The organism is Spirochaetota bacterium, assembly GCA_004297825.1.
Taxonomy (GTDB): Bacteria; Spirochaetota; UBA4802; order UBA4802; family UBA5368; genus FW300-bin19.
The window spans coordinates 112,187-123,739 of the sequence record SCSX01000068.1 but is presented as its reverse complement, the minus strand read 5'-3'; the positions used below and the strand labels follow the sequence as shown (position 1 = coordinate 123,739).

Below are 11,553 nucleotides of genomic sequence, written 5' to 3'. Positions count from 1 at the left end.
GGGGCCGTGCGAAGGAGAAGCGGATGCGCGAGGTGGCTGCGGGAATATTCATGATCACGGAGAGGGGGGCGTTTGGCGCATTGAAGCCTCCGGTGAATATCTACGTGCTGCCGGGCCCGGACGGCATTATATTCGACGCGGGTTACGGTGACCCGGGATCGGTGCGCCACTTTGTCCGGGAGTTCCGGAAACTGGAATCGATGTACGCGGGCGGCAGTGGGTTCCGCATAACGCGCATCATTCCAAGCCATGTCCATCCGGACCATTTCTCCGGATTGCGCGCGCTCCGCGCCTCGCTCGGCGTTCCCGTTGCGCTCACGGCGAAGATGGCGTCTATCGTCTCGTCGGGGGAGCGCTACCGCGCATCGTACCAGCGCGGGGACTCGATCTTCGGGGACGTGGCCAACTCGCCGCTCAGGCAGCTACTCTATCGCGCGGCCGCCCCGCTGGTTCACCGGTACTACGTGAAGCTCTTCGGAATAAATTTCCTGCCGGACCCTGACCTGATCATCGCGGAACGGGGCCCCCTCATAATAAACAGCGAGGAGTGGTGCATCTTCCCCTCGCCCGGCCACGCGGACGACCATATATCGCTCTACCACGAGGGCAGGGGCGTGCTTTTTTCCGGGGACAACGTGCTCCGCGGCGTAACCTCATGGCTTGGTCCCCCGAAGTCCCATCTCATGGACTACATTGCCTCGCTCGAAGAGATGCTCGCACTGCCGCGCCTGGAGCTCATCCTGAGCGCGCATGGAAGCCCGGTGACGGACCCGCGCGGCCGTATCAGGGAGCTCATCGCCTGGAGGCGGAAGCGCATCGAGGACGTGTGGGCGGCACTCCGCTCGTACGGTGGAAAGGGCGCCACGGTAAGGCAGCTTCTTCGCACGCTCTATCCGGGCGGGGGCGGGGTAAAACGCATGATGGCGGAGGGCTGGGTAGTGCTCACACTCAGGCACCTGGTGAACGCCGGCCGGGCGGAATCCGACGAAGGAAGCCCGACACGGTTTTTCGCGGGGCGCGCCTGAACCGGTGAATGGCGAATCGGCGCCCGAGTCCCTCGACAATCTCGGGATAAACCCCGTCCAACCACAGTCATGGTGAGCGGAGCCGAACCATGCTTTCCGGCGATAAATGTCGCCCTTCGACTTCGCTCAGGGTGACACCCGTGACGAGCGCGGGCGGTGAACTTCCGTTATGTGCAATCCACCTGTTCCCGGGGGATCGCGCGGAGGGCGTCCGCGATTTCTCCCGCGAGAGTCCGGGCCCCTGCGGCCACCCGCGGATCAACGTCGCAGCAGAGCCCGGTCTGCGAGGGCTGGATGCCGACAACCACGATCGCGCAGGAAAGCGTCGCCGAGATAAAATCGATGAGAATGTTCATGGGAAGGCGGTGCGTGGAAAACGAAACCCCGCCGATCTCGTCGCGCGCGATTACGCGCGTGCCGCCGGGCGGGAGCCCGAGCATTGCCGCGTCTATGATGACGAGATGCGACGGATTGAAATCCCGTATCGTGCCGGTGAGGTTTTCGGGAGCGGTGGACCCCCAGTAGACGCCCAGGGAACATTCGTGCACGAGGTCCGGGCAGATGCGTTCAAGTTCACGGATCGCGACGAGGCCCGCGCCGTCGTCGCCGCGCAGCTCGGAGCCCACGCCCAGGACCGCGACGCGTGTCGCGCCTTCAAGGCTCCTGGACAGGCTTTCGTTCTGGCTTGACATTGTACCGGAGCACGAGCTTGCTGTTTTCAAGCTCCGCCAGCTCGAAGTCGTCCGAGAAGGAGAGCGCTTCCTTGTTGCAGTTCTCGGCGCACTGCCCGCAGTAGATGCATTTGCCCAGGTCGATCACCACCTCGAATTCGCGGTCGCCGGTTTTCGTGACCTCGATGCCCCCGGCGGGACAGTCGCGTACGCAGAGCTTGCAGCCTATGCATTTCCGGGGATCGAAATTGAGGCGGCCCCGGAAGCCGTCGGGCATCTTTGAGGGTTCGTGGGGATAGCGCGTCGTCGCGGGCTTCGTGAAAAGCGAGCGCAGAAGCTGCATGGTCATGGCGGCGGGCTTTTTCATCTGACGAGCACCCCTTTGATTACCAGCGTGGCGATCACCTGCGCAAAGGCGACCGTTGAGACGTACTTCCAGCAGAATTCGATCATCTGGTCGATGCGGAATCGCGCGAGCACCGAGCGCAGGAGCGTGATGAGTCCCATGATGAGCGCGAGCTTGAGGATGAAAAACGCGAAGCCGGCGACGGGGCCGTACGAGAGCCCCCAGGGGAAAAATACCGCGGCGAGGAGCGCGGAACCCACGATCAGCTCGATGTTGAGCGTAAGGCGGATGAAGGCATAGAGGCTCCCGCTGTACTCGGTCAGGTAGCCGGCCACGATCTCGGTCTCCGCCTCGGGAATGTCGAAGGGAACCTTCTCGAGCTTGCCCAGGAGCGCGATGAGCGCCACGAAGAAACCGACCAGGTTGAAAAGCCACCAGCCCGTGTGTCCGGCGTAGAATTGCGCGAGCTCGGAGAGCGACCATGTGCCCGCCAGGAGCGCCGATGCGAGGACGGAGAGCAGCAGCGGGACCTCGTACGCGAAGAGCTGGGTGAGCGCGCGCGACGCGCCGATCATGGCGTAGACGCTGCGCGAGTACCAGCCGCCCAGGAAGAAGGCGAGCGTGGGCAGCGTGAGGAGGTACAGCACCACGATAAGATCCCCGTTGAAGGAGTATATCGCCTGCGTCCCCCAGAGCGGGATATAGAAGAACGCCGTGACGGCCGCGGTGAGCGCGACCACCGGCATCGTGCGGAATATCGTCCGGTCGGCGTCATCGGTTATCACCACCTCTTTTCCAAGGAGCTTGATGAAATCGGCGAGCGGCTGGAACCAGGGCGGACCTACGCGGTTCTGGAGCCTGGCATGGAGCTTCCGGTCGATGAACTCGATGACGAAGCTCGTCACCAGCAGGAACAGTATCCCGGGGAAAATGAATATGTAAAAAAGTATCTCGGCCATTGTCTCCTCTCACAATCGCGCGTTACGGCAGCGCGAGTTTCAGCGTGGACGTATCGATGCCGCGGCCGCGGTACCACTCGATACCGTAGCGCCTCAGTTCGTCCCAGTTCATCATGCCGCTCTTTCCCGTGCGCTCGTCTTTCACGATCATGCGGTCCGTGCACGAAAAACACGGGTCGATCGCCGCGATGATGATGGGCGTATCGGCCAGGTAGCGGTCTTCGAGCATCTTCGCGACGGACTGGAGGTTCGCCAGCGTAGGGGCGCGCACCTTGACGCGCTCGGGACGCTCGGTGCCGTTCGCGCGCACGTAGTGCACGTCCTCGCCGCGCGGGGCCTCGTAGCGGCTGAGGGCCTCCCCCGCGGGAACCTTGCGCGGCGCCTTTACGGACACGGGCCCGTCGGGCATGTTCGCGACCACCTGGCGAATAATGGAAAACGATTCCATGAGCTCGAGCAATCGCACGACGGTCCTTCCGTATACGTCCGAAAGCTCGCTTGTGCTCACCTTGAAGTCGAGCTCGCCGTACGCGAGATACGGATCGTCCTTGCGCACGTCGCGCGCCACGCCGGACGCGCGCGCGGTGGGACCCACGGCCCCCAGCCGGAGGGCGTCTTCCTTCGTCAGCACCCCGACGCCAGAAAGCCGCTGTATGATCGTGGTCTCCTCCGTGGCGAGCTTGATGTAGTACTTCGTGCGCTCCTCGACGGCGTCGACAACTTTAAGAATATTCTCGAGCTGTGCGGCGTCGATGTCGCGGCGCACCCCGCCGATCGTGTTGATCCCGTAGTTGACCCGGTTGCCCGTCAGGGCCGCCAGCACGTCGAGCACGGACTCGCGATCGCGCCAGGTATACATTAAGAGCGTATCGAACCCTATTTCGTGGCCGGCGACGCCCAGCCAGAGCAGGTGGCTGTGCAGCCGCTCGAGCTCGGCGACGAGTGTGCGAATGTAGACCGCGCGCCGCGGGATTTCGAGCCCCGCGATTTCCTCGACCGCCTGGATGAACGCGGTCGAGTGCGAGTGCGAGCATATGCCGCAGATGCGCTCGATCAGGTAGATGTCCTGGATGTAGCTGCGGTCCTCGCAGGCCTTTTCGATGCCGCGGTGGTTATACCCGAGGCGGATCGACACCCCGGTGATTTTCTCGCCGCTCACGGAGAGCATGAAACTCTCGGGCTCCTTGAGCGCCGGGTGCTGCGGTCCTATGGGAACGTTTATAGAGTGATCGGACATGGCGGTTACTCCTCGCCTGGTTCGACCGGCGCGCCCTCGGGCCGCCAGTCTTTTCTTAGCGGATACTGATTATCAGGCCAGTCGTCGGGTAGCGGATAACGGTTCCCCTTGGGCAGTCCGTTCACGCATATGCCCAGGAGATCGACGAGCTCGCGCTCGTAAATTTCCGCCCCGTTGAAGAATCGGGCTATGGAATTTATTTCGGGATTGGCGCGCGGGATTTGCGTCGTGAGCGTACACACGATGCCGTTCTCGGTGGCCAGGTGGTACAGTATCGAAAATGTTTCTCCGGTATCGATGCCGGTGATGGTGGCGAGCTGGGTGAATCCCCTGGTCGTCGCAAGATTCTTGAAGACGTTTTCGAACTGCTCGCGGGGCACGGTGATGAAGATGCGCCGCGCGCGCTGGAGCCGTATCGAATCTTTTAAAAAGGCGTATTCGCCGATAATATCCTGTATGATTTTTTCTTCTTCCATTGGAGTGATGCCCCCTTCACGATGGCGCCCCTCAGGCGCTTTTTCCCTCTTCCAGGCTCCCGACCAGCTTGACCACGCCGTCGATTATCGCCTGCGGATTGACCGGACATCCCGGGATATACGCCGATACGGGGATGACCGTATCGATCCCCCCCATGACGTTGTAGCAGCCCTCGAAGACCCCGCCGCTGCAAGCGCAGGTCCCGACCGCGATCACGAACTTGGGGGCGGGCATCTGGGCGTAGATGCGTATGAGCCGCTCCCGGATCTGCCGGGTGACCGGTCCCGAGCAGACGAGCACGTCCGCGTGACGGGGCGTTCCCTTGAGAATCACGCCGAAGCGCTCGACGTCGAAGCGCGGCGTGAGCGCGGCGACGATCTCGATGTCGCACCCGTTGCACGAGCCCGTGTTGAAATGCAGGATCCACGGCGACTTGATCCTGGCCCACGTCATTATTTTTTTGCCGATACCCATGGCCTATTTCTCCAGGAGGATGAACATGCCGATCATCGCGCCGATAATATAGATTACCGCAATCGGGAAACTCGCGGCCGTTTCGGCCGGAACGGTCGAGATGAACAGCGCGACCACATGCAATATAGTGAAATAAAATGCGAAAGGAAAGAAGGTGCTGTAGTCGGGCTGGAGCAGGTGATTCTGTAAATCTTCGCCGCACGCGTACGGCTCCTGGGACGCGCACACCTCCCCGGGCTTCCGGCGCGCGACATGCAGAAAGACCGCGAGCGCCGCTCCCGCGAGGGAGAACACGATTATGAATATGGAAGGCGGCGACAGTATCCAGTGGTCCATTGCCCTACCCCTTTAGATTCCTGAAAAGATTCGCGTCGACGGTGCCGTTGCGCCTGAACACCGAGATCACCACGCCGCTCGCGACGACGATCACCACGACCTCGACGACGATGAGCGTGATCACGAAGGATTGCGCAAGCCCCGTATTGTTGGTGGTCCGGCCCACGAGAATAATGAGCAGCGTGACCGCCTTGGTCACGATCTCGAGGCCTATGAGCGTCCGGATCAGGTTCGAGGTGATGAGAATGCAGTAAAAGCCCACGATCGCCAGGAGCGCCACGAAAATGCCGAATAACCAGAATACGTACACGCTGTCAGTCATGCTTGCGCTCCTTGAACAATAATACCACGCCAATCGCGCCCGCCAATAAAATCGCGATCTGCCCGATCAGGTCCAGGTGGCGCGTGTTCCAGATAATGCTCCGGACGTCGCCCTGGGCCCCCGTTTTAGCCTCCCCGACGACCATTTCGATGGGGATCGAGGTCTGATACAGCAATACCCCCGCGATGATGACCAGGAGGGGGAGAAACCAGAAGCGCCGCAGCACCTCTCCCTCGCGCTGGGTCAGGCGATCCGGGCTCAGGCGGGCGGTGAGGGTGATCGCGCTCACGAATATCACCGATATGAGCCCCGCGCACACGGAGAGCTCGAAGGCGGCCGCCAGGGGCGAATCGAACCGGTATATGATTATGGTCAGGAGCGCGCTTGTCACGGCGAGCCCTATCGCCGAGCGCAGCAGCCGTACGGTGAGAACGGTCCAGAGGGCCGCCGCCGTCATTAACACGCAGAGTATTACGTTTATTGCAAGGTCATCGATCATGCGCGCACCCCGTTCATTTCGCCAGCATCTCGCCGATGGGCATGAGCACCATCGTGTAGATCGGTTTGAAGAATAAGCCCGCGGCTATCGTGATGAGCGCGAGCGATACCGCCGGCACCAGGACCGACAGGCGCGCCTCGCGTATCCCGCCCAGTCCCTCGCGCAGCTTCCCGAAGAAAACCCTGCGCTGCATCGAGAGGAAATAGGCGAGCGTGAGCACACCCACAAGAGCCGCGATCACGGCCGCGGCCGTGTACCCCGTCTGCCACAGGGCGATGATAATCATAATCTTGCTCCAGAACCCCGCGAGCGGCGGGATACCGGCAGCCGAGAAAAATCCAATTAATGAAGTCGCGCCCGTCACGGGCATCTTCGAGGCGATCCCGCCCATGCGGTCCATATCGCGGGTCCCGAGCGAGCCCTCGACGGCGGTGGCGTTCACGAAGAGGAGCGACTTGAATATCGCGTGGTTGAAAAAATGGAACACGGCCCCCGCGATCCCCAGGGCCGATCCTGTACCCAGACCCAGCAGGATGTAGCCCACCTGGCTCACGCTCGAATACGCCAGCATGCGCTTCATGTCCCTCTGCCCCAGCGCGAGCAGCGCGCCCGCGATCGCCGAGACGGCGCCCAGGACGACGATGATCTCGCCCACGGCGCCATCGAGCCTGAATATCGACGTCGTGACGATGATGAGCGTATAGATTCCGGAGACCTTCGTGACGATTCCCGCGAGAAGCACCGATGCGGGCGCCGGAGCCGACGCGTACGCGTCGGGCAGCCACCAGTGAAAGGGAACGATCCCGCCCTTGATGAAGAGCCCGCACATGAAGAAGCCCATCGCGAGCTTTACATAGAATGAATTGCTCGATGCGCCCAGCGCCTCCCTCACCGCCGCGTACGAGGTGCCCTGCGACACCATCATGAGCAGCGCGATCGCGGAGAGGAGCCCCGCCGTCGCCACGGCGGAGAGGATGATATATTTGAACGATCCCTCGAGCCCGTCCGCGTCCCGGTTGAAGGCGATGAGGATGAACGACGAGACCGCGGTGATTTCGATAAAAACGTACAGCGAGATGAGGTCGGCCAGGAGCGCGGTTCCGTTGAGGCCCACCATCGCGAGCATCACGAGGTTGCCGAACTTGAAGCGCTCCTCGTGGTTTTCAATCACCGCGCGTGCCGTAAACAGGCTCGCGGTAACCACGATGCCGATGGAGAGAAGCACCACCTCCGAAAGCCCGCTCATGGTGAGGGTCAAATTAATGTAGCGGTCGAACAGATCCTCGTAGCCGGGAATGAGCCCGCCCATGTGCGCGGCGACTGCGGCGACCTGGACGAGCGCGAGGATCGCGCAGAACCAGAACGAGACGCGCCGGGCCGCCCGGAGGAACGGGAGGTTAAGGACGAGCATAAGGGCAAGGGGCACGATTATCAGAAGGGTAGGCATGGTCTATCTCCCATCATTGCACCAGGTACGCTACCACCGCGGCGGCCCCGAGCAGGCTGAACACGATGTAGAGCGAATAGTTTCCGGTCTGCAGGGCGCGCAGGCGCGCCGTGAACGCGAAGGCCACGGCGCCGGCAAGATGCTCGAATATCCAGTCGATGGCGCGGTCTATTTTCCATAACGTCTTCGCGAAGGACACGAGCGCCTTCTTGCCCAGGTCATAGAAATCGTTGTAGCGGTTTTCCGCACGGTCGTATGCCCATGAGAGCCCGGGGGTGTCGTGGATATGGTCCACGGCGGTGAGCCCGCGGTGCGTGATCTTGAAGCCGGACAGGTGATTCAGGACCGCGCCGCCGAGCGCAACGCAGGTCATTACGATCAGGAATATCCCGGCGCCGCCGTGCGCATCCGCGACCGGGGCGCCGCTCGCCGCGATGGACGGCGCAATGAGCGTCTCGATCGGCCATGCGTTCCACACGCCGAACGCGACGCACAGGAGCGCGAGTACGATCATGGGGACGAGCATCGCGAGCGGAGCCTCGCGCACCTTTTCGGCGCTTTCCTGTTTCGGATCGAAGTAGACCGCGTGTCCCAGCTTCAGGAACGAGGCCGCGGTGAAAAAGGAACCGATAACGGCGAAGATGTAAAAGAGCGGCCCGCGGGCGAGTGCGCCGGCATAGACCATCTCCTTCGAGAAAAATCCGTTGAACGGGGGAACGCCGGATATCGACGCCGCGGCGACCAGGAAGCAGATGCAGGTAACGGGCATCGATGCGCGGAGCCCGCCCAGTTTATCGAGCTCCGTGGTGCCTGCCCGGTGCTCGACCGCACCGCCGGTGAGGAAGAGGCAGCTCTTGTAGATTGCGTGGTTGATCATGTGGAATATCCCGCCCATGATCCCGATCGGGACCGCGGTGCCTATCCCCAGGACCATGTAGCCCACCTGGCTTATCGCGTGGTACGAGAGCAGGCGCTTGTATTCCTTCTGGATGAGCGCCATGAGCACGGCGACGATGATCGTCACGCACCCGAGCGCCATGAGAAGCGTCGAGAGCCAGGAGTCCGGCGTGAGCGCGAAGAGGTCCAGGCAGATGCGGGACAGGAAGTAAATTCCCAGCAGCTTCTCGAGGGACGCGGGAAGTATGGCCATGAAGGGAAGGGCCGCCGCGCGCGCGGCGTCCGGGATCCAGCTGTGGAACGGGATGGAGCCCGCCTTCGAGACCGCACCAATCGCCATGAGGACGAACGCGGCGCTTCCGAGCGCGCTTCCCGTCGCGACGCTTATCTTCGAGATGGTGAGCGTATCGGTCATGCTGTATACTATCGCGATCCCGAGCATCATGCACAGGTCCGATAAACCCACGATGATGAGGGCCTTGGTCGCCGTCCTGTAGGACTTGGGGCTCCCAATCGCGATCATGCCGTAGAGCGGCACGAGGAGCCCCTCCCAGAAAAAGAGCATGAGGAGGAGATTGTCCGATAATACCGCCCCGTTCACCAAACCCATGGTCAGGAGAAAATAGCCGAAGAACTGGTTCTGCTTTTCCTTTCCGCGCATGAACGCCGCCGCGTAGAGGGAGATGAGCGTCCCGAACCCCGATGCCGCGACCAGGATGAACCCGCTGAAGGAATAGAGCCTGAGCGAAAAATCGAGCCCGAAGGGCGCCCAGGGGATCGAAAGCGCCGATTCGCTTCCGAATAGCACGAGCGAAAGCGCGAGGGTGAAGGCGGCGACGCCGAAGGTAACAAGTGCGTGCACGGTGCCCTTGACGGCCTTGAACGGGAGCACCAGGAGGCCCGCGGCGAGCGGGACGGCGATCGGGAGAATGAGATTGAATTCGCTCATTTGACAAGCCCCATGATCTGTTTTGCGGTTTCAAGTCCAAATTCGGCGGGATACTTGATCAAAAGCCCGCCCGCGACCGAGAGAACGGCGAGCAGGGCCACCGAGAACACCATCGTTCCGGAACCCTCCCTGACGAGGATTTCCGGGGAAGGCGCTTCTTTAAGGAAGATCGCGTTGAAAATGCGGAACAGGTACACGAGGGTGAGAAATCCGCAGGCGACGAACGCGATCGCAATCAGCGTATTGCCGCCCGCGAGCGCCCCCGTGATCACCATGTACTTGCTGAAAAATCCGCCGAAGGGCGGGATGCCCATGACGGAGAAGGAGCACAGCAGGAACGAGACTGCCGTCACGGGCATGGTCTTCATGAGCCCGCCCAGCTTTGTGATGTCGCGCACGTGCGTCTTCTGCTCGATTATGCCCGCCGAGAGAAAGAGCCCGGCCTTCGCGATGCCATGCATAAGTATGTATAATAAACCGCCCGTGATGCCTATCGCCGTGCCGGAAGAAAGCCCCAGGAAAATGAAGCCGATCTGGCTCACCGTGGAATAGGCGATGATGCGCTTGATGTCGGTTTCCAGGAGCGCTGCGCCCGCCGAAACCAGCGTGCTCGCGAGCGCGATGACCGGGAGCGCGATTGACCAGAACTCCCCCGGGGACATCGTCGCGACGAAGAGACGCACGTAGGCGTACACGCCGATCTTCACCAGCACGGCCGCGTGGAGGAGCGCCGTGACCGGCGAGGGGGCGACGCCCGCGTCGGGGAGCCATGTGTGGAATGGGAGCGTCGCCGATTTGGCCAGTATGCCCGCGATAATGAGACCCACGGCTATCGGCGATACGGGCTGGGTGAGGAGCTTCTCCTTGATGACCGCGAGCTCGAAGCTGCCCGCCTGCTGTCCGATCATGATGAAGCCAAGCAGCATGAGGAGTGCCCCGAACACCGTCGTCATGAAGGCTTTATCGGCCCGCCTGACGAACGCCTCGTCCCGGAAGAAGCCTATGAGACGCCAGCTGGAGAGCGCCGTCAGCTCCCAGAAGATATAGAGCGGGATGAGGTTCGCGGAATAGCAGATGCCCATCATGGAGCCCAGGAAGAGGACGATCATGAGATAGTACTCGTTCTGGTTTTCGTAGTGGTCGATATAATCGAATGAATAGAGCGCGATGATCGCGCTTATAAAGGAAGACACGATCGCCATGAACACCGCGAGCCCGTCCGCCGCGAGACTGATATTGAGGCCGAGCGGCATGGCCGCGGTTATGTACACGGTTTTCCCGGCGATCACCGCCGGGAGCAGGGCGATCGAAGCGGCCAGGGGTACGCATATAAGGAAGAGAGAGAGCACATTGCGCAAGGTTTTGGACGCGCGGCCGATAATCGGCATGAGAAAGGCGCCCGCGACGGGGACGCTCACGGCACAGACCAGAAGAGATTCGTAATCCATATGTCCCGCAGCTCCTTTGCGGCCCATTTCTAGGCATGGAAGCGAGGAAGACAAGATTTTTTTTGTAATTTATTCAAAACTATATGGACGAGCGTTCTATGTTTTCACCTTCATCTTTTCCCCTTTTCGCACTACCCATTACCCATATCACAAAAACTGCCTCAGGAGGCCCCCTAAATCCCCCGGAGGGGGACTTCAACGATCTGCAGAATATGCATTTTCTATTAATGGCGGATGTCGTTGCCCCCCGCCGGGGGGTATGGGGGGTGTTTTTTGACTTGTGGGTAATGGGTAACTTCCATAAGGTTGTGTGTCCGGAGGCGGATATCATACCCGGTAATTTCCCTCAGCCCGGATATTTGATTTGCCCGCGACGCCGCGACATGGTACGTTTTCTATTATTGCGTCGATGTCATTCCGGATGCGTAAAATCGAGCACCGGGCATTATCGGCCCCAAAAAGCCGT

Annotated in this window: 13 protein-coding genes; 1 reads left to right on the top strand and 12 read right to left on the bottom strand. The window is 61.2% G+C overall.

Annotated elements, in window-relative coordinates; all coding sequences use genetic code 11:
• The first annotated feature begins 23 nt into the window (after positions 1–23).
• Positions 24–1,025, top strand: coding sequence for an MBL fold metallo-hydrolase (locus tag EPN93_14435; protein ID TAL33227.1), 1,002 nt, complete (start codon positions 24–26; stop codon positions 1,023–1,025).
• Positions 1,026–1,192: 167 nt separating this feature from the next.
• Here the strand turns inward: EPN93_14435 and EPN93_14430 are convergent, their stop codons facing one another.
• The 12 genes from EPN93_14430 to EPN93_14375 are packed head-to-tail and all read right to left on the bottom strand — an operon-like array spanning position 1,193 to position 11,087.
• Positions 1,193–1,717 carry a hydrogenase 3 maturation endopeptidase HyCI gene (locus tag EPN93_14430; protein ID TAL33226.1) on the bottom strand — a complete coding sequence of 175 codons (525 nt, stop codon included), beginning with the start codon at positions 1,715–1,717 and terminating at the stop codon, positions 1,193–1,195.
• Positions 1,680–2,063: a 4Fe-4S dicluster domain-containing protein gene (locus EPN93_14425; protein ID TAL33225.1), complete on the bottom strand. Its 384-nt coding sequence runs from the start codon at positions 2,061–2,063 to the stop codon at positions 1,680–1,682. Before EPN93_14425 ends, EPN93_14430 begins: the two co-directional genes overlap by 38 nt.
• Positions 2,060–3,001 carry an NADH-quinone oxidoreductase subunit H gene (locus EPN93_14420; GenBank protein TAL33224.1) on the bottom strand — a complete coding sequence of 314 codons (942 nt, stop codon included), beginning with the start codon at positions 2,999–3,001 and terminating at the stop codon, positions 2,060–2,062. Before EPN93_14420 ends, EPN93_14425 begins: the two co-directional genes overlap by 4 nt.
• A gap of 22 nt (positions 3,002–3,023) precedes the next feature.
• Complete coding sequence (locus tag EPN93_14415; protein ID TAL33223.1) at positions 3,024–4,238, bottom strand: NADH dehydrogenase subunit; 1,215 nt, start codon at positions 4,236–4,238, stop codon at positions 3,024–3,026.
• A gap of 5 nt (positions 4,239–4,243) precedes the next feature.
• Positions 4,244–4,714, bottom strand: coding sequence for an NADH-quinone oxidoreductase subunit C (locus EPN93_14410; GenBank protein ID TAL33222.1), 471 nt, complete (start codon positions 4,712–4,714; stop codon positions 4,244–4,246).
• Between the two features lie 31 nt (positions 4,715–4,745).
• Positions 4,746–5,189: an NADH-quinone oxidoreductase subunit B gene (locus EPN93_14405; GenBank protein TAL33221.1), complete on the bottom strand. Its 444-nt coding sequence runs from the start codon at positions 5,187–5,189 to the stop codon at positions 4,746–4,748.
• Between the two features lie 3 nt (positions 5,190–5,192).
• The gene (locus EPN93_14400) at positions 5,193–5,525 is read right to left on the bottom strand and encodes a hypothetical protein (protein TAL33220.1); all 333 of its coding nucleotides are present in this window, start codon (positions 5,523–5,525) and stop codon (positions 5,193–5,195) included.
• Between the two features lie 4 nt (positions 5,526–5,529).
• Entirely contained in the window at positions 5,530–5,847 is a 318-nt protein-coding gene (locus tag EPN93_14395; GenBank protein ID TAL33219.1) for an NADH-quinone oxidoreductase subunit K, read from the bottom strand.
• Entirely contained in the window at positions 5,840–6,346 is a 507-nt protein-coding gene (locus EPN93_14390; protein ID TAL33218.1) for a hypothetical protein, read from the bottom strand. The genes EPN93_14395 and EPN93_14390 overlap by 8 nt, the downstream gene beginning before the upstream one ends.
• Positions 6,347–6,359: 13 nt before the next feature.
• Positions 6,360–7,793: an NADH-quinone oxidoreductase subunit L gene (locus EPN93_14385; GenBank protein TAL33217.1), complete on the bottom strand. Its 1,434-nt coding sequence runs from the start codon at positions 7,791–7,793 to the stop codon at positions 6,360–6,362.
• A 13-nt stretch (positions 7,794–7,806) separates the two neighbouring features.
• Positions 7,807–9,639 carry an NADH-quinone oxidoreductase subunit L gene (locus EPN93_14380; GenBank protein ID TAL33216.1) on the bottom strand — a complete coding sequence of 611 codons (1,833 nt, stop codon included), beginning with the start codon at positions 9,637–9,639 and terminating at the stop codon, positions 7,807–7,809.
• Positions 9,636–11,087 (bottom strand): NADH-quinone oxidoreductase subunit L, encoded by a 1,452-nt coding sequence (locus EPN93_14375; protein TAL33215.1) that lies wholly within the window; start codon positions 11,085–11,087, stop codon positions 9,636–9,638. The genes EPN93_14380 and EPN93_14375 overlap by 4 nt, the downstream gene beginning before the upstream one ends.
• Between the last annotated feature and the right edge of the window lie 466 nt (positions 11,088–11,553).